We start from the raw sequence: 25,122 nt of genomic DNA, 5'->3' as shown, positions 1-25,122 counted from the left end.
AAAGGCGTTTCCCATTGCAAGCGAGCAGCTCGAAGAGCTGCAATGCTTGCCGATTGCACTGCCCATAGCGCGGCGTTGCCGCGTTTGGAGTTGCTAGACGATTTGCCTCTGCTTCTATCATCCGCTGCCGCTCTGCTCATCTTGTAGGAGTACAGCTTAATTCCCGTCTACCGCCAGTCCCTACAATGCGGCGAGCGCAGCATTGCCGCTATTTCGCACGCAGTCTGCCGCCGAGCAAACGTCACTCGCGCCTCACGATAGTAAGGCGCGGTTGAGAGTTGTCACGAAACGTAGGGATTCATGGCGAAGCCATGTACACCGCACTTACATTGCGCAGCGCGTGCAGCTCTTCAAGATCGAGACTGCCAATGTGCGGGGTCGAGGGGCAGAGCCCCTCGCGTTCTCTTGGGGGTCAAAGGGGGCCATTCTCTCACGCGAGAGAATGGCCCCCTTTACTCGCTTCTTTGCGCGGCGCAAAGGACTTACGCCCCCACGCAGCGGGTCATACCAGCAAAGTTATTTAACTAATTCCTAAAGGAGTTTTAGTTAAACAGTTTCGCGATAGAAATTTCCTGATACGTGCGCTCGATCGCTTCGGCGAACATCGGCGCGACGGTCAGGTACTTGATGCGGGACTTGGCGAGCTCCTCTTCGCCGGCAGGGGCGGGGATGGTGTCGAGCAGGGCGAGCTCTTCGATGCTGCTCGCGGCCAGGCGCTCGAGCGCGGGGCCGGAGAGGACGCCGTGGGACGCGCAGGCGTAGACCTTCTTCGCGCCGCCGACCTCAACGATGGCCTTGGCCGCGTTGCAGAGGGAACCGGCGGTGTCGACCATGTCGTCGAAGAGGATGCACTCCTTGCCCTCGACATCGCCGATGACGTTCATGACCTCGCACTGGTTGGCCTTCTGGCGGCGCTTATCGACGATGGCGAGGTTCATGTGCAGCTTCTGGGCGAAGGTGCGGGCGCGGGCGACGGAGCCGACGTCGGGGGAGACGACGACCATGTCCTCGCACACGGAACCGAACTTCTTGGCGTAGTAGTCGACGAAGATGGGGTTGCCGAAGAGGTTATCCACGGGGATATCGAAGAAGCCCTGGATTTGGTTGGCGTGCAGGTCCATCGTCAGCACGCGGTCAACGCCTGCGGCGACGAGCATGTTGGCCACGAGCTTGGCGGAGATGGGGTCGTGGCTCTTGGCCTTGCGGTCCTGACGGGCATAGCCGAAGTAGGGCATGACGGCGGTGATGCGGCCGGCGGAAGCGCGGCGGCAGGCGTCGACCATGATCAGAAGCTCCATCAAACTGTCGTTGACGGGCTTGCAGGTGGACTGAACGAGGAACACGTCGCTGCCGCGCACGGTCTCGTACAGGGAGACGGAGGCCTCGCCGTCTGCGAAGCTCTTGACCTCGCTCTCGCCGAGCTTGGTGCCGATGATCTTGCAGATGTCCGCTGCCAGTTTGGGGTTTGCGTTGCCGGTGAAAATCTTGATGTCCTTACCGTGAGAGATCATGTTGATGTACTCCTCTGTTTATAAAAATTTTCTGAAGTTACTTTTTCTCGTGCGCCGCGCGCCACTGTTCCGCCCAGCCGGGCTTGTTGACCTGACGCTCGCGCGCGATGGCGAGGGAATCGGCGGGCACCTCGTCGGTGATGGTGGAGCCGGCGGCGATGTAGCTGCCGTTTCCGACCGTGACAGGGGCGATGAGATTCGTGTTGCAGCCGATGAAGGCGTCGTCGCCGATCGTGCAGCGGAACTTTTTAAAGCCGTCGTAATTCGTCGTGACCGTGCCGCAGCCGAAGTTGATGCGCTCGCCGCAATCGCTGTCGCCGACGTAGGTGAGGTGCGAGATCTTCGTGCCGTTGCCGATGACGCTGTTTTTGATCTCGACAAAGTCGCCAACTTTGACATGGTCGCCGATCTTCGAGTTCGGACGGACGTAGGCAAAGGGGCCGACGGTCGTGTGCGCGCCGACCGTGCTTTCATTGAGCTGCGAGGCGTTCACCTCGGTCTCGTCGCCGACCGTGCAGTCGCGGATCATGGCGTTCGGGCCGATGGTGCAGTTCTTGCCGATGACGGTCCGGCCGCGCAGGATCGTTCCCGGCAGGATGACCGTGCCGCTGCCGATCTTGACGCGCGGGTCAATGTAAGTGTTGTTCACGTCCATGATGGAAACGCCCGCGGCGAAGTGCTTGTCGGCGATCTTGCGGCGGCACATGTCCTGTGCGGACCTGAGCTCCTCGTCGTCGCCGACGGGCAGAAAGCCCTTCGTGATCGCCGCCCCCTTGGGGAAGGCGGCGAAAGCGCCGTGCTCCTTGAGCACCTTGCAGCACTCCTTCGCGTCCGCGGAGTAGACCGCGCCGCCGGAGAACACGCCCACGGGCAGCACCGCGCCGTTGACGATGAGCACGCTGCCCTTTTCATCCTTGAGGAGCGTTAAAAGCTCTTCCCCGTGTCTGGCACCGTCGACGTAGACAACATCGGCGTTTTCGGGGACGTAGGGGCGCATCATGTCGTGCACCCGTTTGTCAGACACAATAAAAAACCGCTCAATGCCCCGCCCCATCAGTTCTTCGACCATCCACGTGAGAATGGGGCAGAACAAAATGGGCCTCAGCATTAGCGGTGTTTGTTCTTTTGTCAGGGTCATATCGTCCGGCATAAAGAGAACTGCCAACTTCTGATCCATCGGAGCTCATCTCCTTTCAATTCTACTCTCTATTAACGTCATTATAGCAAAGATGCCCGAAAAATCCACCGTTTCTCACAAAAAAAACAAAAATTTTTTGATTTGGCGGCTTTACTTTTGCATTTTCAAAATTTCGTTTCAAAAGACTGCATTTTAGGTTGAATTCGCAATATTTTTGCGGTACAATGATAAAACTTTCGCGTGGGGGAGGTGCTGTCATGCTGAATATCGTGCTCGTCGAGCCGGAGATCCCGCAAAACTGCGGCAATATCGCGCGCACCTGCGCGGCGACGGGGGCGCATCTGCATCTCATCAAGCCCCTCGGGTTCGACATTTCCGACCGCGCCGTCAAGCGCGCGGGGCTGGACTACTGGTACCTTGTGGATATCAGCGTGTACGAAAATTTAGCCGACCTTTTTGCAAAGCATCCCGAGGCGGAATGCGACTGCTGGCTCGCCACGACCAAGGCTCCTCAGGACTACTGCCAGGCGGAATTCAAGGACGGCTGCTGGCTCTTTTTCGGAAAGGAGACCGCGGGCCTGCCGGAGCCTTTCCGCGTGGCGCACTATGAGCGCTGCATCCGCCTTCCGATGCGGAAGGAGGCGCGCAGCCTGAATCTATCAAACTCCGTGGCGATCCTGACGTATGAAGCGCTGCGGCAGACGGGCTTTCCCGGTCTCAAGCACGAGGGGGAAATGCTCGAAAAAACGTAAGATCCCAAATTCGTTTTAACTGCGTAACCAAATCGTATGTGTATATTATGAGGAGGAAACAACATGAATTATAACAAGAAGACTGTTCTCGATGTGGACGTGAGCGGCAAGAAGGTGCTGCTGCGCTGCGATTTCAACGTGCCCCAGGACAAGGAGACCGGCGAGATCACCTCGGATAAGCGCATCGTGGCCGCGCTGCCGACCATCCGGTATCTGCTCGACCACGGCGCGGCGGTCATCGCCTGCTCCCACCTCGGCAAGCCCGAGGCCAAGTTTGACAAGTGGGTGAAAAAGCAGACCGAAAAGGGCAAGGACCCCGCGACGCTGACCGAGGAGAAGTGGAAAAAGTCCCTCGACAAGCTGACGCTTGCGCCCGTCGCCAAGCGCCTGTCCGAGCTTTTAGGCAAGGATGTCATCTTCGCGCACGACGTCGTCGGTGAGGACGCCAAGGCCAAGGCCGCGGCGCTCAAGGGCGGCGAGATCATGCTGCTTGAAAACACCCGTTTTGAAGCGGGCGAGACCAAGAACGACCCCGAGCTTGCCAAGGCCCTTGCCTCGATGGCGGAGCTGTACGTCTCCGACGCGTTCGGCACGGTGCACCGCGCGCACGCGTCCACCGCGGGCGTGGCCGCCTATCTTCCCGCCGTGTCGGGCCTGCTCGTTGCCAAGGAGCTTGAGGTCATGGGCAAGGCACTCGACGATCCCAAGCGCCCGTTCGTCGCCGTGCTCGGCGGCGCAAAGGTCAGCGACAAGATCGCCGTCATCAACAACCTTTTAGACAAGGCCGACACCGTCATCATCGGCGGCGGCATGGCCTACACGTTCGCCAAGGCGCAGGGCGGCGAGATCGGCAAGTCCCTGCTCGAGGAAGACAAGTGCGCCTACGCGCTCGAGATGATCGAAAAGGCCAAGCAGAAGGGCGTCAAGCTCCTGCTGCCGGTCGATACCGTCGCGGCGACGGAGTTTGCTGCCGACGCAGAGCCCCACGTCGTCGACGCGATGCACATCCCCGCGGATATGATGGGCATGGACATCGGCCCCAAGACCGTCGAGCTCTTCTGCGCGGCGACCAAGGGCGCGGGCACGATCGTGTGGAACGGCCCCATGGGCGTTTTTGAGTTCCCAACCTTTGCGACCGGCACGAAGGCCATGGCCAAGGCGCTCGCCGAGAGCGGCGCGGTCACGATCATCGGCGGCGGCGACAGCGCGGCGGCAGCCGAGCAGCTCGGCTTTGCCGACAAGATCACGCACATCTCCACCGGCGGCGGCGCGTCGCTCGAGTTCCTGGAAGGCAAGGAATTACCGGGCGTTGCGTGCCTTTTAGACAAGTGAGAAAAATCTCTATTGATTTTCATATATTCGCATAGATCTTAGATTTAGACAGTAACAGGAGAAAAGACCCAATATGAATCGCAGATACCGTAAAACCATCATCGCAGGCAACTGGAAAATGAACAAGACCCCCAGCGAGACCAAGGCCTTTGCCGAACAGTTCAAGGCCATCCTTCCCAAAACCAAATGGTGCGACATCGTCGTGTGCGTGCCCACGGTCGACCTTTCTGCCGCCGTGCGCGCGTTCAAGGACAGCCGCATCGCCGTCGGCGCGGAGAACGTCTACTTTGAAAAGAGCGGCGCCTACACCGGCGAGATTTCCGCCGACATGCTCGCCGACCTCGGCGTGCGCTATGTCATCGTCGGCCACAGCGAGCGCCGCGCGCTCTTCGGCGAGACGGACGAGATCGTCAACAAAAAGGTCCTCGCCGCGCTCGAGGCGGGGCTGAACCCCATCATCTGCGTGGGCGAGAGCCTTGCCCAGCGCGAGATGGGCGTGACGATGGAGCTCATCGCGCTGCAGGTCAAGTCCGCCCTCGCGGGCGTGAGCGCCGAGCAGATGCGCCGCTGCGTCATCGCCTATGAGCCCATCTGGGCCATCGGCACCGGCAAGACCGCCACGGGCGAGCAGGCGGCCGAGGTCTGCACCTATATCCGCTCGCTCATCCGCGCGCAGTACGGCGCGCGCATCGCCCGCAGCGTGACCATTCAGTACGGCGGCTCGATGAAGGGCTCGAACGCCCACGAGCTGCTCTCGCACGAGGACATCGACGGCGGCCTGATCGGCGGCGCTTCGCTCGACCCCAAGGCACTGATGGAGATCGTCCACGCTGCCAACCAGGAGTAAGGAGGAAAATCGATGAATAAGACTCCCACCACGCTGATCATCATGGACGGCTTCGGCCTGTCCAACGATACCGTCGGCAACGCGGTGCGCGCGGCCAACACCCCCGTGCTCGACGGCCTTTTTGCCGAGTATGCCCACACGACGCTCCAGGCCTCCGGTCTTGACGTGGGCCTGCCCGCGGGCCAGATGGGCAACAGCGAGGTCGGCCATACCAACATCGGCGGCGGCCGCGTCGTGTTCCAGGACCTGCCGCGCATCACCCGCTCGATCGAGGACGGTACGTTCTTTGAAAATCCCGCCTACAACAAGGCGATGGACGACTGCATTGAAAAGGGCTCTGCGCTGCACCTTTACGGTCTGCACTCCACCGGCGGCGTGCACTCCACGCTCGACCACCTCTACGCGCTCTTAAAGATGGCGCACATCAAGGGCTTAAAGCGCGTGTATATCCACGCCTTCCTCGACGGGCGCGACACGCCCCCGACCTCCGGCCGCGACTTTGTCGCAAAGACCATGGAAAAGTGCCGTGAGCTCGGCGTCGGCAAGATCGCGACCGTCATGGGCCGCTATTACGCGATGGATCGCGACAAGCGCTGGGACCGCTTAGAGAACGCCTATGACGCGCTCGTCTACGGCGAGGGCGTGCAGGATCCCGACCCCATTCACGCCATCGAGGAGAGCTATAAAAACGGCGTGACGGACGAATTCGTCGAGCCCATCGTCTGCGACAAGGACGGCATGATCTCCGACAACGATTCGGTCATCTTCTTCAACTACCGCCCCGACCGCGCCCGCGAGATCACGCGCGCGTTCGTCGACCCCGCGTTCGACGGCTTCAAGCGCGAGTTCTTCCCGCTCACCTACGTCTGCAACACCGAGTATGACGCGACCATGCCGAACGTGCTCGTCGCCTTCCCGCGCATCAGCGTGAAAAACGGCCTTGGCGAGTACCTGAGCAAGATGGGCATGACCCAGCTGCGCATCGCCGAGACCGAGAAGTACGCACATGTCACGTTCTTCTTCAACGGCGGCGTCGAGGACCCGTATCCCGGCGAGGACCGCGTACTCGTCGCGTCCCCGAAGGTCGCGACCTACGACCTCCAGCCCGAGATGAGCGCCTACGAGGTCGCGAGCAAGTGCGTCGAGCGCATCGAGTCCGGCAAGTACGACGTCATCATCCTGAACTTTGCCAACTGCGACATGGTCGGCCACACGGGCGTCTTCGACGCGGCTGTCAAGGCCGTCGAGACCGTTGACGAGTGCGTCGGTCAGGTCGTGGAGGCGACGCTCAAGATGGGCGGCATCGCGATGATCACCGCCGACCACGGCAACGCCGAGCAGATGCTGCAAAGCGACGGCAAGAGCCCGATGACCGCGCACACGACGAATGTGGTGCCCTTCATCCTCTGCGGCGCGGGCACGGAGCTGCGCGAGGGTCGGCTCGCCGACATCGCGCCGACGATCCTCGACGTGATGGGCCTTGAGCAGCCCGCGGAAATGGACGGCAAGACGCTGATCGTCCGCTAAAAAATCGAATCTGCCATGTTTAGAAAAAGCTCTGACGGTACACACTACCGTCAGAGCTTTTTTGCTCGCAATTTTCGTACGAGCCGCAAAGCGGCGGAAAGGATGAAACATGGCAGGATCGAACGGCCGCGCAAAGCGGCACTTCTTCGGCGGGACGGGCTTATACATAGCCCTGTTCCTCGGTGTGACGGCGCTGGCCGTCGCGGGCTATTGGACGCTGCTGCCGAAAAATACGACGGACAAGGACGCGGAGAACGTCTCCTCACAGGTAGAGCTTCCCGTGCAGGACGAGACGCCGCAGATGCCGGAGGCGGCAAAGCCGGCAGAGCCGGTGGAGGAGCCGCCCGAGGACCTCACCGTGATGGATGAGGCCACGGGCGTGGAGGACACCGTCCCCGCGATGGAGAGCGAGACGGACGCGCAGCCCGTCGCCCCGCGGCTCGTGGTCGCGCCGCTCGTGGGGGAGGAGGTCGCGGCGTTTTCGGTCGACGAGCTCACGTATAACGAGACGCTTGGCGACTGGCGCACGCACGACGGCATCGACATCGCCGCCGAGGTCGGCACACAGGTGATCGCCGCGTGCAGCGGCGTTGTGACGGCGGTGCGCGACGACGACATGATGGGCACGCTCGTGACCATCGCGCACGACGACGGGTACGAGACGACGTACGCCAATCTCCGCAGCTCGCCGGGCGTCGGCGAGGGACAGTACGTCTCCGCGGGCGAGGTCATCGGCGCGGTGGGCAGCAGCTCGATCGCCGAGTTCTCGATGCCGGCGCATCTGCACTTTTCGGTCAGCAAAGATGGGGTACCATGCGACCCGAAGGAATTTCTAAATTAAAATGAGAGGGATGAGAGTAAAACTCTCATCCCTCTCATTTTAGAGAGATTCGCTGCGCTTCGTGCCTTGCCGCCTGTAGGGCGGCTGCGACACGCGCTCCGCGCAAAGAGTAAATTCCGACGCACATGGAAATTGGCGAAGCGCCGCCAGTGGCGGATAAAGCGAGCCGGTTTCGAGGAAGTGGCACGATTGGCGCGCCCGAAAGGGCGCGGGAATCGTAATGCCACGACGGTGACGTCGGAATTTACGATTCAAATTTATTTCGCGCCGTGCGCGGTGCGAAAATCTGCGATGCTTTTAATATTTGCGAGCGGCAAAATCTGCGATGCGTTTGGCGTGATTTGAGAGATTTACTTCTTTTTTACCTTGGGCACGGGGGAGAGCTCGTTGAGCAGGGTGAAGCCTAAAATCAGGGCGCCGCCGATGACTTGCATTGCGGTCATGCTCTCGCCGAGCAGGGTGACGGAGACGAGGACGGCGACGAGGGGGTCGATGTAGCTTAAAATCGCGGCCTCCTGTCCGGGCAGCTCCTTGAGCGACGAGAAGTACAGGCAATATGTGACACCCGTGTGGACAAGGCCGACGATGAGAAGATTGACCCAGCCGACGGCGTTCAGGCTGCCGAGTGTGATGCCGCTCGTCGAGAGCACGTAGGGGATGAGCACGACGATGGCGGACAAAAACTGCAAAAACGTGCGGTGGATACCCTCGACCTGATGGATGGACTTGTTGAGCAGGATCACTGTCGCGTAAAACACCGCCGCGCCGAGGCCGAAGAGAATGCCCTTGAGGTCATTTGACCCGCGCGTGTCGCCGATGCCGGTGATGAGCACAAGGCCGAGCGTGGACATGACAAAGCAGAGAAATTTCTTTCCCGTGAGCTTTTCATGGAAGAGGATGGGGCAGACGAGCGTGACGATGACGGGCGCAAAGTAATAGCTCAGCGTGGCGACGGAAACGCTCGTATAGCGGTAGGCCTCAAATAAAAGGATCCAGTTGACGCCCATCGCCGCACCGGAGAGAAGCAGCAGCGGCACCTCCTTTTTGATGCGCGCGAAGGGAATCTTCTGTCGACTCACGAGAAGATACACGCCGATCAGCAGCGCGGCCAGCACGGCGCGGTACAGCGCCAGCTCGCCGGACGAGACGGGAATATTGCGCACAAAAGGCCCCAGCGTGCCGAAGACGGTCATCGACATAATGAGCATGAGACGGGGGTCGGCCTTTTTCATAAAAATTCCTCGCGATCTGACAGAACATGCAAATGGTAGTTGCCGACTATCATAGCACGCGGACTTCCCGCCGTCAATCGGGAAAGTAAAAAGAGAGGGGCCGCCCAAAAGAAAACCTTTCGGACGGCCCGGAGGAGAGAGATGGGAGCGCTAACGCGTCAATACGCGGAGCAAAACAGCAAATTCGCCAAGCCCGAACACGGACAGAAACGCCACGCCGCGCAGCTGCGGCTTTTTGACGTGGAGCGGCGTGATGTACAGTACGCCAAGCAGGAACAGCCCCAGCGCGTAAACGACCGCGCAGTTCAGGGCAAAGCGCAGCGAGAGCAGGTAGAAAAGCGGCGCGAGCACGGCGCTCGCCGTGACCGGCACGCCGAGGTAGTAGGCGCGGTTTTCGCTTGTGCGGCCCTGCCGCTCCTCTTCCGTCACGTTGAAGTAGGCGAGGCGGATGAGCGCGCAGAGCGCGAAAAACGACATCGTCGCAAGGAACCAGAGTCTATCGCAGTCCATGCTCCAGCCGATGGCGGCGGGCAGCACGCCGAAGCACACGAGGTCGTTGAGCGAGTCGATCTGGATACCGAAGCGCTTTTCCTGTTCGGTGCGGTCCTTTTTCGTGCGGGCGATGCGCCCGTCGAAGGCATCGAGCAGCCCTGCGAGCATCAGGCACAGCATGGCGTCGAGAGGCTCGTTTTGCGCGGCGGAATAGAGGCCGCCAAGCCCCAGCAGCAGCGAGAGATAGGTTGCGATCACGGTGTAGTCGTAAACTCCGATCATAAAAAACCGTCCGATCCTTTTGGATTGCAGCACCATTATACCAGACGGCGGCGGGGAAGTATCGCTAAAATGCTGACAAGGTTATTGGCTGTGGTGTGAACGCTCGATGACGCGCGCAAAGCGCGCTTCGTCGTAGATGACCGGCACGGGGTAGACGGGGTTTGCCTCCTGCGCGGCCCAGGTGGCCATGAGGGGAATGTCCTCTTTGCGGATGCAGTTGAAGCGGTCGGGGATGCCCATGCGGGTATTCATCGCGCGGATTTCGGCAATAAACGCCTTGGCGAGAGATTCTTCGCTCTCGCCCTTGAGGCCGACAAGTGCAGCAAGACGGGCAAGGCACGGACAGGCCGCTTTGCCGTAGTCTTCGAGCACGAGAGGGAGAAGCACGGCATTCGCAAGGCCATGGGATACGCCGTAGAGCCCGCCGAGCGTGTGGGCGATGGCGTGCACATTGCCGACGCTTGCGCGCGTGAACGCCGCGCCTGCGTCGAACGAGGCCTGCAGCATCGCCGCGCGGTCGGGGAGCGACGTGCCGTCGCGGTACGCGCGCTCCAAATGCGTGAAGATGGCGACGACGGCATGTTCCGCGAGCAGGCGCGTCTGCTTCGTGTTGTAAAAGCGGCTCAGGTACGCCTCGACCGCGTGCGTCAGCGCGTCCATGCCGGTCTCCGCCGTGATGTGTGGAGGCAGCCCGACGGTCAGCGCGGGGTCTAAGATCGCGTAGCGCGGAATGAGGCAGAGGTCGGAGATCGCATACTTGTGGTGGTCACTGCCGGTGACAACGGCGGCGATGGTCGTCTCCGACCCCGTGCCCGCCGTCGTGGGCACGGCGATGAGCGGCGGAATGCGGCGCCGGACCTTTAAGAGTCCCGCAAGCTGCGAAAGCGGCTTGCCCGGCCGCGCGAGGCGCGCCGCGGCGGCCTTGGCTGCGTCCATCGGCGAGCCGCCGCCGATGACGAGAAAGCAGTCGCAGCTATCAATCTTGTACTGCGCGGCGATCTTTTCGACCGTCTCGACCGACGGATTCGGCTCGACCGAGGAGAAGATGAAGAGCAGGATGTCCTGCTCGTCAAGTTTTTCCTGCAAGGCGCGGAAGTGCTCGTCCGCGCACTGGCGGCGGCTCGCGATGACGAACGGGCGTCGTAGGCCGTTTTCGCGCAGAATGTCTGCGGCGCGCAGCAAACTCCCCTCACCCGAAAAGACCTCCGGCGTGCGCCAGGGGAGAAAGCGCGCGCCGACGGCAAAACAGCACTGGAACGCGCGGCAGAACATGGCATTCATAAGACTTCTCCTCTTCCGAAAAATACAGACTCAGTATACCACGGAAAAACGCGCAAAAAAAGAGCTGAGCATTCGCTCAGCCCTTCTATATGCTTTCTGAACGGCTTACTCCTCGTCGTCCTCGGTCTCGATGATGCCGTAGCCGCCGTTGTTGCGGCGGTAAACGACGCAGATCGCATCGCCGAAATCGGTGTTGCGGAAGACGAAGAAGCTGTGGCCCAGCAGGTTCATCTGCAAAATGGCTTCCTCCACGCTCATGGGCTTGACGGTGAAGCGCTTGGTGCGCACGATGTCGAACGTGCCCTCCTCGTGGGCTTCGAACTCCTCGGGCAGCTCCGGCAGCACAGCCTCGGCGCGCAGGTTCTTGGCAAGGCGGGTCTTGTTCTTGCGGATCTTGCGCTCGATCTGGGCCGTGGCCTCGTCGATCGCGCCGCGCATGTCGCCGTCCGGGTCCTCACATACCGCGCGGAACAGCGTGCCGTTGGCGCCACGGAGCATGATCTCGGCGACACAGCGGTTCTTCTTCTCGACGGAGAAGGTGACAGAAGCCTCGGGCTCCTCCTTGAAAAACTTCTCGAGCTTGCCGACCTTTTTCTCGGCATAGGCCTTGACGGAATCGTTCAGGGAGACTTTTTTGCAGGTGTAGGTGAATTTCATAGTGTTGGCTCCTTTCGTTGGTGAGGAAGGAAAGAGAGGGCGAAGGGCTCTTCTGTTTCCTTTTCTATATCATAGCACAAATGAACGAAAATTTCAAATGAACGATATATGAATTGAGCATTCTTGTACATATTGACAAAATATAAGGCATACGACGCGAATTGACAAAAGGCGGCAGAATGCGGCAAAAGCTCCCATTGACGTTTTGGCGGACGGGCGGTATCATAAGCATCGGAAGCTTTCCAATATCCCACCCATTTGAGCCGCGGGCCATCTTGGCCGGCGGCTCCTTTTTATTTCACGCAAGAAAAAAGCGCCCTCAACGGGCGCTTCAATAATGTTCTCTTTTTAGTTGCTGACGTCATAGAATGTCTTTTCTCCCGGCGTTACGTAGCCGAGCTGATCGCGGGCAAGCTCCTGCAAAAACTCAGGGTCGTCGGCCTTTTCGAGTGCCGAGGCGAGCGCGTCGTTCTCCTGCTTGGCGGTGTCAAGATCGCTCTGCAGCGCGGTGAGCTGGCTGCGCGCGTCGTCGATCTGGCTCCGCAGATGAATGAGCTGCACCCCTACCAGTGCGATCAGAATTGCGATGACGAGCATCGTGAGAAAGCTGGTGCGCTTTTTGCCTTTTTTGGCCTGCTCTGCCATGCCGATGAGCCTCCTTTTTCCTTGCGCGGCGCAGCGAATAACGGGCGCGGCGCTCATACGACTTTATTATAAGCCGGTTTCTGGAAAAAAGAAAGTATCTTTTGCAAAGTTTGGCAAGTTTACCATAAACTTTTTGGAGCCACCGCAGCGGCGCCGCCGCTAATCGCGCAAAGGAGAACAGCACCTCCGCCCAGAAGGCCCATAGCGGACGGAAAAGCCGTGCGCAGAGCGTGAAGTAGCTCACCGCGCCCAAAAGCGCCGAGCAAAGCATATAGAGCCGCAGCTCGCCCCCGCCGATGCGCAGCGCGAAGAGAAACGTCAGCAGCGCGAACGCCGCGCAGTAGAGGAGATCGAGCGCGCTCGTAAAGCGCCGCTTCGTCGCTCGCCGCAGCCGCACGGCGCGCAGCAGGTCATAGAGAAGAGAAAGGATGAAGCCGAGCAGGAGCGAGGCGAGAAAGCACCGCGCCTGCTCGGAGAGCGACACGCCCACGGTGCCTCAACCCCCGAACAGGCGCGAGAGCAGGCCGCCGCGGCTTGACGGCGCATCCTCAAAGGCGATGGCGTCAATGCGCCCGTCGACATGCAGCTCGCCGCCGTCGAGGCTCAGCTTGCCGATGTGCAGGCTGTCGCCCGTGACAACGAGCACGCCGAGCGACGTGTTCATCACGATCTCGGTCTCATCGAAGCGGTCGACATCCTCTACGCCGGAGACCGTCAGGCTCTCGCGGCCGGATAATTCGATGCGCTGGGGAGAAGCGGGGGAAGTGTCGTAAGTCATAGTCAGAACCCGTCCTTTCGCTTTGGGCGCAAAGAAAGCGCCCTCCATACGATAACGTATGAAGGGCGCACCCAAAATAGTACGGTTTACTGTGCGTTCACTTCGCGGTAGAGGAGCGTGGCCTCGCTCTTGCCGGCGGTCTCGGATACATCGAGCACCTCGACCGCGAGCACGCGCTCGCCGAAGTGCAGCGCGATCACGTCGCCGACCTTCACGTCGTACGACGCGCGGGCGACCTTGCCGTTGACGGTCACGCGGCCGCCGTCGCAGGCTTCGTTGGCCACGGTGCGGCGCTTGATAAGGCGCGAGACCTTGAGATATTTGTCAAGACGCATGGAATTCGTCTCCTTTTCGGAAAAGTGCGGGATCAAAGGGGCTCCACCAACTCAAACGGCGGCGCATCGCGCCGCCGTTTTGATGATGAAAGAGCTTGACTGGGGAATTACTCCGCGACAGCGTCCTTGAACGCCTTACCAGCCTTGAAGGTCGGGACCTTGGAAGCGGCGATGGTGATGCTCTCCTTGGTCTTGGGGTTGCGGCCGGTGCGCTCAGCGCGGTGCTTGGTCTCGAAAGAGCCGAAGCCGACGAGCTGGACCTTCTCGTCGTTCTTCAGGGAGTCGATAATGGTGTCGAGGGCAGCGTTGATCACAACCTCGGACTCCTTCTTGGAAATGCTGGCTTTTTCCGCCACGGCAGCAATGAGTTCAGTCTTGTTCATCGTTTGATCCTCCTGAATAGTGTCCGGAGACGGGGCCTCCGGGGTGTATATGAGCAAAAAGCGTTGCCGCTTTTGGTCATCTGAGTTGTTCCTTGGCGTCGTTCCACAGCGCCATCAGCTCATCGAGCGGGAGAGCGGACATGTCCTCGCCGCGCGCATTCACCGCCTCTTCCACCTTGCGGAAGCGCGCGATGAATTTTTCGCAGGTCTTCGTGAGCGCCGCTTCGGGGTCGACGCCGCAGAAGCGGCCGACCTTGACGGCGGCAAACAGCACATCGCCGAGCTCTTCTTCAAAATTTGTGCCGCTTTGGACGGCGGAGCGCAGCTCCTGCGTCTCCTCGTCGAGCTTGTCGAGCGCGCCGGAGACATCGGGGAATTCAAAGCCCGCCTTCGCCGCCTTGCTCTGCAGCTTGTCCGCCCGCCAGAGGGCGGGGAGTGAACGGGCGACGGAATCCATCGCGTCGGCGGTGGTGCGCTGGCCCTTTTCCTGCCGCTTGAGCTTGTCCCAGTTGACGAGCACCTGCTCGCTGTCGTCCGCCTTTGCGTTTGAAAACACGTGCGGGTGGCGGAAGATGAGCTTTCGCACCACGTGGTCGGTCACATCGTCGGTCGTGAAGCGGCCGGCTTCCTCTTCCATGTGGATGTTGAAGAGCACCTGCATCAGCACGTCGCCGAGTTCTTCTTTCATCAGCTCGGGATCGTCGAGGTCGAAGGCCTCGGCGGCCTCGTAGGCTTCCTCTAAAAAGTTGCGGCGGTTCGACTCGTGCGTCTGCTCGCGGTCCCACGGGCATCCGCCCGGCGCGCGCAGAATGCGCAGGATGTCAACAAGGTCGTCATATGTGTAGACAGCTTTCTCAGGATAATTTATCATATATTCCCTCTCATTGCAAGGTGTTTTGCGCAATTTCCCTGATTTTTCAGGGGTTTTCAGCGCACGTGCAGGATGCGGGCGAGCTTTTCGCCCTTGGGCAGCAGCGCGAGGTCGTCGCGCGTGACGATCCGCAGTGCGAGGACAAGCGCGACGTACACGATGACCGCCAGCATGACCGCAAGGCCGACGTTCACGATCTGCGTCGTGGTCGCGCCGCCAAGCGCGATATGGGCGGCGAAGAAGCGATAGGAGAATCTGGCGCACACGGCCATCACGAGCGACGCGACGAGGGGCTTGGCAAAGACCTTGAAGTAATTCGGCTTATCCTCCATCGTGCGGTAGACGAAAAAGAGGTTGAGCGACGATACGATCACAAAGCACACGAGCGTGCCGAAGGGAGCGGCGTGGATGTTGATGGACGGCACGGCGGTGAGGTTGTAGTTGAAGATGATCTTCACAACGCCACCGATGAGCATCGTGAAAACGGGCACATGCACGCGGCCGTAGGACTGCAGGATGGAGTTTGAAATGAGCATCAGGCAGACGAACATGCTCGCGATGCCGAGCACGGCTAAAAGCGAGCCGCCGAGCTCGCTGTCATAGCGCGGGTAGCAGAGCTTCATAATGGGCTCAGCCAGCGCCCAGAGGCCAAGACCCATCGGGAAGGCCATGAGCCCCGTGACGCGCAGCGACGAGTTGATGACGCGCGAGGTATGCACGCGGTCATTGCGCGCAAGGGAAGCTGATACCGTCGGGATGACGGAGATGGTCAGCGCCGTCATCATCGACGACGGCAGGTTGTAGAGGTTCATGCCCGAGGAATACGTGCCGTAGAGGTGGCGCGTCTCCTTGAGGGTGTAGCCCAGCGCGTTTTGGAGCTGACCCTGCACAAGCGACGTGTCGATCAGCGTGATGATCGACACCATCGAGGCCGACAGCGTGATGGGGATGGCAATCGAGAGCAGGCGCTTCAAGATCGCGCCGGAGGCATCCGGCGTGTCTGTGCCCGGGGTGCGCGGGCAGTGGCGCAAGTAGTCGATGAGCATGTAGACGAGCGCGAGCACCGAGCCGACCGTCACGCCGACGATGGCCGCGGCCGCGGCGATGTAATCCTCGTACCCAAGGCTCACGATGCACATCGAAAGGCCAAGGCCGATGAAGAGCTTGCTGACCGCCTCGATGATCTGCGAGACGGCGGTCGGCGTCATACGGAAGCTGCCCTGCGCAAAGCCGCGGAATGCGGCAAGGCAGCCGACGCACACAACGCCCGGGGCAAGCGCCTTGATACCGTAGGCGGCGTTCGGGTTATTGAGAAGCGCCGCGCACTTCTCGTTGCCGAACCACATGATGACAAACGAGAGGACACCGAGCGTTAAAAACGCGGCGAACGACACCTTGAGCACACGCCGCGCCTGACGCTCGCGCCCGAGCGTCTTCGCCTCCGAGATCATCTTCGAGAGCGCCACGGGAAGTCCCGCGGTCGAGATGGTCAGAAGCACAGCATAGATGTTGTAGGCGTTGTTGAAGTCGGCGTTGCCCGTCTCGCCCAGAATGTTCGCGAGCGGGATCTTGAAGAGCGCGCCGATGATCTTCACGATGACGACGCCGGCGGCCAGCACCGCCGCGCCGCCGAAAAAGGACTGTTTCTTTTCCGTAGCCATTAAAATTTCGACCTTTTCCTTTTCGCTGAAATAAACTGTGTTACAGCCGCTCGAGGCAGCCGAGAATAAGAGAGGAGAAATGCGGGGCGTACTGCTCTGCCATTTCGTTGACCTCCTCGCCCGAGAGCGGCTGGGGGAGAACGCCCGCGGCCATGTTGGCGCAGAGCGTCACACCGAGAATTTCATAGCCGCAGTGCGCGGCGGCGATGGCCTCCGGCACGGTGGACATGCCCACGGCGTCCGCGCCCAGAATGCGCGCGGCGCGCACCTCGGCGGGGGTTTCAAACTGCGGGCCGGGGAAGTACATGTAAACGCCCTCGCGCAGCGTGAGCTCCTGCTCCCTGGCGACCTCCTTGGCAAGCTCGCGCAGGCGGGGAGAGTAGACATTGGACATATCGGGGAAGCGCGTGCCGAACTCGTCGATATTCGGCCCCCAGAGCGGGCCGAAGTCGAAGAGCTTGATATGGTCGGAGATGAGCATCAGATCGCCCGCGGAATACTCGGTGTTCACCGCGCCCGCGGCGTTCGTCACGATCATCGTCTTTGCGCCAAGCAAGCGGATGACGCGGCAGGCATAGGCGGCGTCCTCCATCGTGTAGCCCTCGTAGCAGTGCATGCGGCCCTGCATGACCGCCACGCGCTTGCCGCGCAGCTCGCCGAAAACAAAGCGGCCCTCGTGTCCCGGCGCGGTGGACGCGCGGAAGTGCGGGATGTCCGCATAGCTCACGCAGGTGCGCGCCTCGACGCGGTCTCCGAGAAAGCCGAGACCGCTGCCGAGCAGCAGCAGTACCTCGGGACGGAAATCGCCGAGGTGGGCGGCGATCATATCCGCGCTCTCGCAGTAATCATCATAGGTGAAGTGCGGCTTGACCGCGTCGGCGGTAAAGAAATCACTCTTATTCATCGTTATTCTCCTTGTTCGGCGTAAAAGCGGGCGAAGTCCATCAGGTTCGCGCGGCGCTTTTCGGGCCGGTCGATGTATTCGCGCGGGTATTTGGCGTTGAACGCGCGGCGGATCTGCCCGCCGCCGACCATCTTGGTCGAGCCGCCCGCGCCGAGCGAGAGGATGGAGTGCAGCTCTTCCATGATGTAGATGTTGTAGAGCCCCGTGCCGCCGGGCTTCGTCCAGCCGACATTTTCAAAGCTGCCGGACATGTACTTCTGGCGGTAGAGGTAATAGGGGGCAAAACCATGTTTACGCAGCGTGGGGTCGGCATAGTCCAGCATTTGCGCGACCTCGTCCGCGCCGGGGATGCGGCTGCCTTCGAGCATGATGCGGCTGCCCTTTTTGAGCGACAGCGTGTGCACCGTGATGTTGTCCGCGCCCATCGAGATGACCTCGTCGAGACTCCTTGCAAAGCCCTCGGGCGTGTTCTCGGGCAGACCTGCGATGAGGTCCATGTTGACGTGCGGGAAGTTGGCGGCGCGCACCTGCTCCATCGCGCGGCGGATGTCGTCCGCCGTGTGGCGGCGGCCGATGGCCGCGAGGACGTTGTCCTCCATCGTCTGGGGGTTGATGGAAACGCGCGTGGTGTTGTGCGCGCGCAGCACGCGCAGCTTTTCTTCGTCGATCGTGTCAGGGCGGCCCGCCTCGATCGTCAACTCGGCGAGATTACCGAAGTCAAAATTCTGCTCCAATTTTGAGAGCAGACGGTCCATCTGATCGGCGGTCAGCGTGGTCGGCGTGCCGCCGCCCATGTAGAACGACTTGACGTTCAGCCCCAAATCGCGCACGAGCTGTCCCGCCGCGGTGATCTCGTCGAAAAGCGCCTCCAGATACGGCTCGACGAGCGAGAACGACTTTTCGACGCTCTGCGCCACAAAGCTGCAATACGCGCACCGCGTCGGGCAGAACGGGATGCCGACATAGAGCGAGATATCATTCGGCTCCAGCTCTGCCGCAGCGCGGATACCGGCGTCCGCCGCCTCAATGGCGAGGCGGGCGCGCGCGGGCGTGACGCAGTAGAGCTCCTGCAATTCCTTTTCCGCACGTTTTTTGCCGCCCTCGCGGATCAGCGAGAGCGCGACCTTGCTGGGCCGCACGCCGGTCAGGCTCCCCCACGCGGGGGAGATGCCGAGCAGGTCCTTCGCCGCGCCGAAAAAGCTGATGCCGACGGCGTGACGGCGCTGCCCCTCCTTTTCATACTCCGTGCCGGAGAGGGGATAGTCGTAGCTGTGGGCGGCGGACTTGCCGTCCATGCCCAGCTCCGTCGTCACCTGCACGCGCTCATCCTCTTCGGTGAGCGTCACGCGCGCCCAGCGCGTGTCGGCGGTTTTGTCGACCGTGCCGTAAACGGGCTTTTCGCCGGGGAAGAGCGTGAGTAAGCTCTGCTCCAGCGCGTATTTTTCATCATGCCCAATGAGCTCAAGTTTCATGTGGCTTCTTGTCCTTTATCGCAGCGCATGGCGCAGATACGGGTTCATCGCCTTTTCGCGCGCGAGCGTTGTGGAATTCATGTGGCCGGGGTAAACAGTGTAGTCGCCTTCGATCTGGGCGAGACGGCGCAGCGAGGCGAGCATCTGCGCGTCGTTGCCGCCGGGGAGGTCGGTGCGGCCCATCGAGCCTGCAAACAGCGTGTCGCCGGGGAACATCGTGTCGCCGACCAGCAGCGTCACACCGCCGAGCGTGTGGCCAGGCGTGGCGAGAACCTTGATCGTCAGCGAGCCGAGCGGCAGCGTATCGCCCTCGCCATAGTATTTGAGATCGGGGACGAGGTCGGCCATCGGGTAGTGGTAGATGCCGGTGGAGTGGGCGTCGGCCTCGCCGATGTAGACGGGCACGTCCGGCAGCGCCTTTTTGAGCGCAGGCACGGCAAGCGTGTGGTCGCGATGTCCGTGGGTCAGGAGAATGTATTTGAGCGTGACGCCCTCGCTTTTGACGAGCGCGAGCAGTTTTTCCGCCTCGTCGCCCGGGTCGATGAGCGCGGCGGACTCCGTTTCCTCGTCGATGAGCAGGTAGCAATTCGTCTGCAGGGAGCCGACGACAGTGGTGATGACTTTCATGAAGAAATAACCCCTTTCTTTACTGCTTTTTCGGTGCGTCTAAGTCGGCGGAGTCCACGATCAGCGTGAACGGCCCGTCGTTGAGCGATTCGACCTCCATGTAGGCGCCGAATTCGCCGGTTTCGACATGGTAGCCCTTTTCGCGGCAGATCTCTACGAACTTTTCATACATCGGGATGGCGATCTCTGGCCGCGCGGCGCTTAAAAATTCGGGACGGCGGCCCTTGCGGCAGTTGCCGTAGAGCGTGAACTGCGAAACGACCAGAAGCTCGCCGCCGACATCGTCGAGGGAGAGGTTGATCTTGTCGTTCTCGTCGTCAAAAATGCGCAGCGAGCAGAGCTTGTCCGCCATCTTGCGGCATTTTTCTTCCGTGTCGTCAGGCGCAACGCCCAGCAGGATCAAAAAGCCCCTGCCGATCTTGCCCTTGAGCTCTCCGTCGATCGTAACGGAGGCGTGTTTAACCTTAGTCAATACTGCTCGCATGATAGATTCCTTTCTATGCCCCAAAGGGGCGGCGTTTTGGTCCCCACTGCCGTGGGGAGCGCGGGTCAAAGGGGGTATTCTCTTCTCGAAGAGAATACCCCCTTTGTATCCCCCAGAGAAGGACGGGGGGAGTCCCCCTCGACCCCCGACATTGTGAGTTTGTAGCTTGAAGAAGTGCTCAGCCTGCGGAATCGGGTGCCTGCCAAGTGATGAATCTAAACGACTTGGTGTGCTTCTATCTTCGCTGCCGCTTTGCCTGCGATTCGTTACCCTTTAGCAATCTCCGTCTACTTCGGATTGGTGCAATCTTGTGTTTGCCTGCCAAAGCGGCATTGCTGACGCTCGCCGCGATATCGTATTATCGGTAGACGGCGATTAGGCTGCACTTGCGCAAGATCAGCAGAGCGGCAGCGGGTAGTAGAAGCAGAGGCAAATCGTCTTGCAATGCTAACGCGGCTCCGCCGCACGCAGGCAGTTGCATTCCGGAGGCATAAAGGTTGTTCGAGCTTGGGGCTGCCAATCAAATGCCTTTCTTTTGGACGGTCACACCGCCCGTTTTCTTTCTCGGGAAAGAAAATGGGGGGTGTGGTTCTGCCGCCCGCAGGCGGCATTTCTCTCCGCGCGATGCGCGGAATTTAACCCGCGGGGCGATCCACTTTCATCACTCCGCTGATTTGATGCAGCCGACGCATGACCGCCGCGAGATGCTGCGCGTCGGAAATAAAAATACTGAGGTGAATGACCGCAAAGCCGTCGGCGGTCGTCGTCGCGTTGATGGACGCCACGCGCGTCTGCGAGGACGAGAGCGCGGCGGAGACGTCGAGCACGAGGTCGAGGCGGTCCTTGGCGTAAATGTCGAGCGCGGTCTGATACGACTCCTTGACGTCCGTGCCCCAGCTCACTTTGATCCAGCGGCCGCGCTCCTCGGGCTTTCTGCGCTCAATGGCGGCGTTGGGGCAGTCGCAGCGGTGGACGGACACACCGTAGCCGCGCGTGATGAAGCCGACGATCTCGTCGCCGGGGACAGGCGTGCAGCACTTGGAGAATTTGACCAGGCAGTTCGACAGCCCCTCGACCACGATGCCCTGCTCGCTCTTCGTGCGCTTGGGGACGGCGGGACGCGTCGCGCCGGAGTTGTCCACCGGCACGGTGGCGGCGCGCTCCTCCTTTCGCTGCTTTTCGAGCTTGACGATCTCGTCGTGGATGCGGTTGACGGCCTTCTGCGCGGAAAATCCGCCGTAGCCGATGGCGGCGTACATCTCATCCATCGAGCCGAACGACGTCTTCTTGAGAAGCGCGGCCTCGATGTCCGTGCCGAGCACGTCGCTCATCGGGATGCCGAGGTGCTTGAGCTCTGCTTCAAACGAGATGCGGCCGTTGATGATGTTTTCCTCGCGGCGCTCCTTTTTGAACCACTGGCGAATTTTGCTGCGTGCCTCGCTCGATTTGGCAATCTTGAGCCAGTCGCGGCTGGGGCCGTGCGCGTTTTTCGAAGTCAGAATTTCGACGATGTCGCCGTTTTTGAGCTGATAGTCGAGCGGGGCGATGCGCCCGTTGACCTTCGCGCCCGTCATGCGGTTGCCGATGGCCGAGTGGATGGAGTAGGCAAAGTCGATGGGCGTCGCGCCGGCGGGGAGGTTCGTCACGTCACCGCGCGGAGAGAAGACGAAGACCTCGTCGGCGAACATGTCGACCTTGAGCGTGTGGACGAATTCCTCGGCGTCGGTGTTCTCCTGATTTTCAAGCAAACGGCGCACCCATTCGTAGTTGTGCTCGCCTGCGTTGCCGGAAATGCCCTGTTTGTACTTCCAGTGCGCGGCGACGCCGTATTCGGCGATCTCGTGCATCTCCTCGGTGCGGATCTGCACCTCGAACGGGATGCCGTCTGCGCCGATAACGGTGGTGTGGAGCGACTGGTACATGTTCGGCTTGGGCGTGCCGATATAGTCCTTGAAACGGCCCAGAATGGGACGGTAAAGGTCGTGGATGATGCCGAGCACGTTGTAGCAGTCGGCCACGGTGTCGACGATGACGCGGAACGCGAAGAGGTCGAGCACCTCGTCCATCGTCTTGTTCTGTGCGTACATCTTGCGGTAGATGCTGTAGGGATGCTTCATGCGGCCGTAGACCTTGAGATACGGGACATGCTGCTCTTTCAAGCGCGCCTCGATCTGCGCCTGCACGCGGTCCATAAAGGCCTCGTGCTCGGCCTCCTTGGCCGCGAGCGAGCAGGTGATCTCGTCGTAGCCGACGGGGTCGAGATACTTGAGCGATAAATCCTCAAGCTCCCACTTGATGCGCTGCATACCGAGACGGTGGGCGATGGGCGCGTAAATTTCCATCGTTTCGAGCGACTTCTGCCGCTGCTTTTCCGCCGTCTGGTACTCCATGGTGCGCATGTTGTGCGTGCGGTCGGCCAGCTTGATGAGAATGACGCGGATGTCCTTGGCCATCGCCATGAGCATCTTGCGCAGGTTCTCCATCTGCTCTTCTTCCTTGCTGGCGTACTGCACGCGCGTCAGCTTGGAGACGCCCTCGACCAGATCCGCGACCGCGGGGGAGAACTCCTTGGCGATCTCGGCATACGTGGCGGAGGTGTCCTCAATGCAGTCGTGCATGAGGGCGGCCTCGATGGACTCGCTGTCAAGCCGCAGCTCCTCTGCAATGATCTGCGCGACGGCGAGCGGGTGCGTGATAAACGGCGAGCCGTCCTTTCTGAGCTGACCGTTGTGGTGCGTGTCGGCATAGCGGAAGGCCTTGTCGATCTGGGCAAAGTCTGCGCTCGGGTTGTACTGGTGGATCGTCTCGACAAGGTGGTCGTACATACCGAGCACGAGCGCCGCCTGCTCGCCGGTCTCCACGCAGGTGCCGGGCGCGACGATCTGGAGGGGAGCCGAAGCGGTATTCTCTTTTAACGCTTTATCCTGTGCTGTCATATCCGAATCGTCTCCTTTAATTACGAAAGAAAGCCGTGCAGGGCGGAAAGATAGGGACTCTTGTCAAGCTCGACCTTTTTTCCGTCCGCCGTCAGGCGGAGCGTGAGGGTCGTGCCCTCGCGCTCGATCGAAAGAAGCCCGCGCTCGGCAAAGACCTGCAAACACATCGCCGTGCGCAGAAACGTCTCCGCGCCGACCATTTCCGAGCTCAAATGCCGCAGCAGCGGCAGCATGGGCTCGCTGACGCCGTCAGGTCCGACCTCACGCTCCAGAACGCGCCACGCGCGCACGAACTGGTCGCGCGAGGGGAGCGCCCGCGCCGCGTCGCGCGGGGAGAGCGTGCCGCCGCTAATCAGCTCGCGGCAGAGGGAAAGCGCCTCATTCTCGCGCCCGCTGGGGTCGAGCGAGGGGCGCAGGTCGATGAGCTGGAGCTGGATGGAGCGCTGGGAGCGGAACTCGTTCACCTGCAGATAGAACGCCGCGTCCACACGCATACCCGCGCACACGCCGCACTCGTCGGCGGTGACGGAGAAGAAAATGCCGTCGAAATTCACGCGGCTTTTCTGTAGTTTCAGCTTTAAGTGCCGGTTCTGGCCCACGCCCTGCACGCTCTCGAGCGTTGCGCCGCGCAGGCAGAAGACGGGGCGGTTGTTGCCTGCGCCGTAGGGCTCGAGGAGCGAAAGTGCCTCGACCTCCTCAAGCGTGATGAGCGAGGGGTGCTGCAAGTCGACGTCGACGTCGAGCATCGACACCGGCGGATGCTCGCCCGTGTGGGCGCGCACATACTGGTTCATCCGCGTGCGGAACGCGGGGATGTTGCGCTCTTCGATCGTGAAGCCCGCGGCGAGCTCGTGTCCGCCGAAGCTCACAAGAAGGTCGGAGCACGCTTCGAGCGCATTGAAGAGGTTAAAGCCGCCGTAGCTGCGGCACGAGCCCTTACCCGACCCGCCGGAGAGGTGGATCATAAAGCTCGGGCAGGAGAATTTTTCGGAAAGCCGCGACGCCACGATGCCTACGACGCCCTGGTGCCAGTCCTCGCTCGACAACACGAGCGCGCTGCGCTCGCTCTCGGGGAGGTCCTCCATCTGCTCGATGGCGCGGCGAAAAATGTCCTGCTCCACGCTCTGGCGCTCGCGGTTGAGCTCGCACAGCTCGCGCGCGAGCTTTTCCGCGCGGACGGGATCGTCGGTGAGCAATAATTCCGCGGCCAGCTCGGCGCGGCCCATGCGGCCCGCGGCGTTGATGCGCGGGGCGAGCACAAAGCCGATCTGGATCGACGAGATGGGGCGCGACGTGAGCCCCGCCTCGCGCAGCAGCGCGTGCAGCCCCGTAAAGTCGCTGCGGTCGATGCTCTCAAGCCCGCACTGCACGATGGTGCGGTTCTCGCCCTCCATGCGCATGACGTCGGCGATCGTGCCGATGGCGGCAAGCGTGCAGTAGCGCGCAAACAACGCATCCTCGCGCCCCTCGCCAAGGGCCAAAACGAGCTTGAGCGCGACGCCCACGCCCGCTAAATGCTTAAAAGGGTACGGACAGTCGGGCCGGTGGGGGTCAACGACGGCCACGGCGGCGGGGAGCTGCTCCTTGCACTCGTGGTGGTCGGTGATGACAAGATCGACGCCGAGCGTCGCGGCGTAGGCCGTCTCGTCCACGCCCGTGATGCCGCAGTCGACCGTAACGATCAGCGTCACGCCGGACTCGGAGAGTGCGCGGATGGCGTCACAGCCGAGGCCGTAGCCCTCCTCGATGCGGCGGGGAATGTGCATCGTCACATCCGCCCCGCGCGAGCGGAGATAATCGGTCAGAAGGCAGGTCGAGGTGATACCGTCCACGTCGTAGTCGCCGAAGACCGCCAGCTTTTCGCCGTTTTCAAGCGCCTTCGAGATGCGCGCGACGGCCTTGTCCATGTCCTTCATCAAAAACGGGGAGTGAGCGAGCGTCTTCTCGCGCTCGAGCGCTTCGGCGGCCTGCTCGCTCGTGGTGACGCCGCGCGCGGCCAGCACCGACGAGACAAGATAGGGGTATCCCGCGTCCATCAGCGTCTTGATGGCATCCTCCGGCGCGGCGGGGATCTGCCAGTGCTCGTACTTCATGTTTCGGCTCACCTTCTTTCTTTTGAGAACTTTTGGACATA

23 protein-coding genes and 1 pseudogene are annotated in these 25,122 nt (G+C 61.1%); 5 read left to right on the top strand and 19 right to left on the bottom strand.

Features of this window, described 5'->3' with window-relative positions; all coding sequences use genetic code 11:
* Positions 1–542 precede the first annotated feature (542 nt).
* The gene (locus tag NI20_RS0112495) at positions 543–1,511 is read right to left on the bottom strand and encodes a ribose-phosphate pyrophosphokinase (RefSeq protein WP_033121720.1); all 969 of its coding nucleotides are present in this window, start codon (positions 1,509–1,511) and stop codon (positions 543–545) included.
* A gap of 37 nt (positions 1,512–1,548) precedes the next feature.
* Positions 1,549–2,688 carry a DapH/DapD/GlmU-related protein gene (locus NI20_RS0112490; RefSeq protein WP_033121719.1) on the bottom strand — a complete coding sequence of 380 codons (1,140 nt, stop codon included), beginning with the start codon at positions 2,686–2,688 and terminating at the stop codon, positions 1,549–1,551.
* Between the two features lie 218 nt (positions 2,689–2,906).
* Between NI20_RS0112490 and NI20_RS0112485 the strand changes: the two genes are divergently transcribed.
* From NI20_RS0112485 to NI20_RS0112465, 5 genes are all read left to right on the top strand, one after another.
* Positions 2,907–3,401, top strand: coding sequence for a tRNA (cytidine(34)-2'-O)-methyltransferase (locus NI20_RS0112485; RefSeq protein ID WP_033121718.1), 495 nt, complete (start codon positions 2,907–2,909; stop codon positions 3,399–3,401).
* Between the two features lie 63 nt (positions 3,402–3,464).
* Positions 3,465–4,733 (top strand): phosphoglycerate kinase, encoded by a 1,269-nt coding sequence (gene pgk / locus NI20_RS0112480; protein ID WP_033121717.1) that lies wholly within the window; start codon positions 3,465–3,467, stop codon positions 4,731–4,733.
* Between the two features lie 73 nt (positions 4,734–4,806).
* Positions 4,807–5,580, top strand: a complete 774-nt coding sequence (gene tpiA, locus NI20_RS0112475; protein ID WP_033121716.1) for a triose-phosphate isomerase — start codon at positions 4,807–4,809, stop codon at positions 5,578–5,580.
* A 12-nt stretch (positions 5,581–5,592) separates the two neighbouring features.
* Entirely contained in the window at positions 5,593–7,107 is a 1,515-nt protein-coding gene (gene gpmI, locus NI20_RS0112470) for a 2,3-bisphosphoglycerate-independent phosphoglycerate mutase (protein WP_033121715.1), read from the top strand.
* Between the two features lie 109 nt (positions 7,108–7,216).
* Positions 7,217–7,948 carry a M23 family metallopeptidase gene (locus NI20_RS0112465; protein WP_052084690.1) on the top strand — a complete coding sequence of 244 codons (732 nt, stop codon included), beginning with the start codon at positions 7,217–7,219 and terminating at the stop codon, positions 7,946–7,948.
* A 350-nt stretch (positions 7,949–8,298) separates the two neighbouring features.
* Here the strand turns inward: NI20_RS0112465 and NI20_RS0112460 are convergent, their stop codons facing one another.
* The 17 genes and pseudogenes from NI20_RS0112460 to recJ all read right to left on the bottom strand — a co-directional run bounded on the left by NI20_RS0112460 (position 8,299) and on the right by recJ (position 25,081).
* The gene (locus NI20_RS0112460; RefSeq protein WP_033121714.1) at positions 8,299–9,180 is read right to left on the bottom strand and encodes a DMT family transporter; all 882 of its coding nucleotides are present in this window, start codon (positions 9,178–9,180) and stop codon (positions 8,299–8,301) included.
* Positions 9,181–9,330: 150 nt separating this feature from the next.
* Positions 9,331–9,954 (bottom strand): phosphatidylcholine/phosphatidylserine synthase, encoded by a 624-nt coding sequence (locus NI20_RS0112455; protein WP_033121713.1) that lies wholly within the window; start codon positions 9,952–9,954, stop codon positions 9,331–9,333.
* An 81-nt stretch (positions 9,955–10,035) separates the two neighbouring features.
* Entirely contained in the window at positions 10,036–11,235 is a 1,200-nt protein-coding gene (locus tag NI20_RS0112450) for an iron-containing alcohol dehydrogenase (protein WP_033121712.1), read from the bottom strand.
* A gap of 105 nt (positions 11,236–11,340) precedes the next feature.
* Positions 11,341–11,892 carry a ribosome hibernation-promoting factor, HPF/YfiA family gene (gene hpf / locus NI20_RS0112445; RefSeq protein WP_033121711.1) on the bottom strand — a complete coding sequence of 184 codons (552 nt, stop codon included), beginning with the start codon at positions 11,890–11,892 and terminating at the stop codon, positions 11,341–11,343.
* A gap of 348 nt (positions 11,893–12,240) precedes the next feature.
* The gene (locus NI20_RS15460) at positions 12,241–12,537 is read right to left on the bottom strand and encodes a septum formation initiator family protein (RefSeq protein ID WP_033121710.1); all 297 of its coding nucleotides are present in this window, start codon (positions 12,535–12,537) and stop codon (positions 12,241–12,243) included.
* A gap of 229 nt (positions 12,538–12,766) precedes the next feature.
* A pseudogene (yabQ, locus tag NI20_RS16060) lies at positions 12,767–13,021 on the bottom strand (spore cortex biosynthesis protein YabQ); the annotation flags it as partial.
* 12 nt (positions 13,022–13,033) lie between these two features.
* Positions 13,034–13,315 carry a YabP/YqfC family sporulation protein gene (locus tag NI20_RS0112435; RefSeq protein WP_033121709.1) on the bottom strand — a complete coding sequence of 94 codons (282 nt, stop codon included), beginning with the start codon at positions 13,313–13,315 and terminating at the stop codon, positions 13,034–13,036.
* Positions 13,316–13,401: 86 nt separating this feature from the next.
* Complete coding sequence (locus NI20_RS0112430; RefSeq protein WP_033121708.1) at positions 13,402–13,650, bottom strand: RNA-binding S4 domain-containing protein; 249 nt, start codon at positions 13,648–13,650, stop codon at positions 13,402–13,404.
* A 107-nt stretch (positions 13,651–13,757) separates the two neighbouring features.
* Positions 13,758–14,051, bottom strand: a complete 294-nt coding sequence (locus NI20_RS0112425; RefSeq protein ID WP_255358023.1) for an HU family DNA-binding protein — start codon at positions 14,049–14,051, stop codon at positions 13,758–13,760.
* A gap of 58 nt (positions 14,052–14,109) precedes the next feature.
* Positions 14,110–14,904, bottom strand: a complete 795-nt coding sequence (mazG, locus tag NI20_RS0112420) for a nucleoside triphosphate pyrophosphohydrolase (RefSeq protein WP_033121706.1) — start codon at positions 14,902–14,904, stop codon at positions 14,110–14,112.
* Between the two features lie 56 nt (positions 14,905–14,960).
* Positions 14,961–16,565, bottom strand: coding sequence for a polysaccharide biosynthesis protein (locus tag NI20_RS0112415; RefSeq protein WP_033121705.1), 1,605 nt, complete (start codon positions 16,563–16,565; stop codon positions 14,961–14,963).
* Positions 16,566–16,605: 40 nt separating this feature from the next.
* On the bottom strand, positions 16,606–17,469 hold the full coding sequence (locus tag NI20_RS0112410) for a purine-nucleoside phosphorylase (RefSeq protein WP_081958507.1): 864 nt from the start codon (positions 17,467–17,469) through the stop codon (positions 16,606–16,608).
* Between the two features lie 2 nt (positions 17,470–17,471).
* Positions 17,472–18,941: a coproporphyrinogen dehydrogenase HemZ gene (gene hemZ, locus NI20_RS0112405; protein ID WP_033121704.1), complete on the bottom strand. Its 1,470-nt coding sequence runs from the start codon at positions 18,939–18,941 to the stop codon at positions 17,472–17,474.
* A gap of 15 nt (positions 18,942–18,956) precedes the next feature.
* Positions 18,957–19,568: an MBL fold metallo-hydrolase gene (locus tag NI20_RS0112400; RefSeq protein ID WP_033121703.1), complete on the bottom strand. Its 612-nt coding sequence runs from the start codon at positions 19,566–19,568 to the stop codon at positions 18,957–18,959.
* Positions 19,569–19,587: 19 nt separating this feature from the next.
* Positions 19,588–20,052 carry a D-aminoacyl-tRNA deacylase gene (dtd, locus tag NI20_RS0112395; RefSeq protein WP_033121702.1) on the bottom strand — a complete coding sequence of 155 codons (465 nt, stop codon included), beginning with the start codon at positions 20,050–20,052 and terminating at the stop codon, positions 19,588–19,590.
* 635 nt (positions 20,053–20,687) lie between these two features.
* Positions 20,688–22,877 (bottom strand): bifunctional (p)ppGpp synthetase/guanosine-3',5'-bis(diphosphate) 3'-pyrophosphohydrolase, encoded by a 2,190-nt coding sequence (locus NI20_RS0112390; RefSeq protein WP_033121726.1) that lies wholly within the window; start codon positions 22,875–22,877, stop codon positions 20,688–20,690.
* A 131-nt stretch (positions 22,878–23,008) separates the two neighbouring features.
* Positions 23,009–25,081 (bottom strand): single-stranded-DNA-specific exonuclease RecJ, encoded by a 2,073-nt coding sequence (gene recJ / locus NI20_RS0112385; RefSeq protein ID WP_033121701.1) that lies wholly within the window; start codon positions 25,079–25,081, stop codon positions 23,009–23,011.
* Between the last annotated feature and the right edge of the window lie 41 nt (positions 25,082–25,122).

It is taken from the genome of Oscillibacter sp. ER4 (assembly GCF_000765235.1).
In the GTDB taxonomy this organism is placed as follows: Bacteria; Bacillota; Clostridia; order Oscillospirales; family Oscillospiraceae; genus Hominicoprocola; species Hominicoprocola fusiformis.
The sequence above is the reverse complement of the archived record's forward strand: the minus strand, read 5'-3'. Positions and strand labels throughout refer to the sequence as shown.

Excerpts from the sequence above, each read along its gene's own strand:
- NI20_RS0112410 (WP_081958507.1), bottom strand. The coding sequence starts at position 17,469 with ATGAATAAGAGTGATTTCTTTACCGCCGACGCGGTCAAGCCGCACTTC.
- NI20_RS0112455 (WP_033121713.1), bottom strand. The coding sequence starts at position 9,954 with ATGATCGGAGTTTACGACTACACCGTGATCGCAACCTATCTCTCGCTG.
- NI20_RS0112430 (WP_033121708.1), bottom strand. The coding sequence starts at position 13,650 with ATGCGTCTTGACAAATATCTCAAGGTCTCGCGCCTTATCAAGCGCCGC.
- NI20_RS0112390 (WP_033121726.1), bottom strand. The coding sequence starts at position 22,877 with ATGTACGACCACCTTGTCGAGACGATCCACCAGTACAACCCGAGCGCA.
- hpf (WP_033121711.1), bottom strand. The coding sequence starts at position 11,892 with ATGAAATTCACCTACACCTGCAAAAAAGTCTCCCTGAACGATTCCGTC.
- gpmI (WP_033121715.1), top strand. The coding sequence starts at position 5,593 with ATGAATAAGACTCCCACCACGCTGATCATCATGGACGGCTTCGGCCTG.
- mazG (WP_033121706.1), bottom strand. The coding sequence starts at position 14,904 with ATGATAAATTATCCTGAGAAAGCTGTCTACACATATGACGACCTTGTT.
- NI20_RS0112415 (WP_033121705.1), bottom strand. The coding sequence starts at position 16,565 with ATGGCTACGGAAAAGAAACAGTCCTTTTTCGGCGGCGCGGCGGTGCTG.
- recJ (WP_033121701.1), bottom strand. The coding sequence starts at position 25,081 with ATGAAGTACGAGCACTGGCAGATCCCCGCCGCGCCGGAGGATGCCATC.
- pgk (WP_033121717.1), top strand. The coding sequence starts at position 3,465 with ATGAATTATAACAAGAAGACTGTTCTCGATGTGGACGTGAGCGGCAAG.
- NI20_RS0112485 (WP_033121718.1), top strand. The coding sequence starts at position 2,907 with ATGCTGAATATCGTGCTCGTCGAGCCGGAGATCCCGCAAAACTGCGGC.
- NI20_RS0112490 (WP_033121719.1), bottom strand. The coding sequence starts at position 2,688 with ATGGATCAGAAGTTGGCAGTTCTCTTTATGCCGGACGATATGACCCTG.
- NI20_RS0112400 (WP_033121703.1), bottom strand. The coding sequence starts at position 19,568 with ATGAAAGTCATCACCACTGTCGTCGGCTCCCTGCAGACGAATTGCTAC.
- dtd (WP_033121702.1), bottom strand. The coding sequence starts at position 20,052 with ATGCGAGCAGTATTGACTAAGGTTAAACACGCCTCCGTTACGATCGAC.
- NI20_RS0112495 (WP_033121720.1), bottom strand. The coding sequence starts at position 1,511 with ATGATCTCTCACGGTAAGGACATCAAGATTTTCACCGGCAACGCAAAC.
- NI20_RS0112435 (WP_033121709.1), bottom strand. The coding sequence starts at position 13,315 with ATGACTTACGACACTTCCCCCGCTTCTCCCCAGCGCATCGAATTATCC.
- NI20_RS15460 (WP_033121710.1), bottom strand. The coding sequence starts at position 12,537 with ATGGCAGAGCAGGCCAAAAAAGGCAAAAAGCGCACCAGCTTTCTCACG.
- NI20_RS0112465 (WP_052084690.1), top strand. The coding sequence starts at position 7,217 with ATGGCAGGATCGAACGGCCGCGCAAAGCGGCACTTCTTCGGCGGGACG.
- NI20_RS0112450 (WP_033121712.1), bottom strand. The coding sequence starts at position 11,235 with ATGAATGCCATGTTCTGCCGCGCGTTCCAGTGCTGTTTTGCCGTCGGC.
- hemZ (WP_033121704.1), bottom strand. The coding sequence starts at position 18,941 with ATGAAACTTGAGCTCATTGGGCATGATGAAAAATACGCGCTGGAGCAG.
- tpiA (WP_033121716.1), top strand. The coding sequence starts at position 4,807 with ATGAATCGCAGATACCGTAAAACCATCATCGCAGGCAACTGGAAAATG.
- NI20_RS0112460 (WP_033121714.1), bottom strand. The coding sequence starts at position 9,180 with ATGAAAAAGGCCGACCCCCGTCTCATGCTCATTATGTCGATGACCGTC.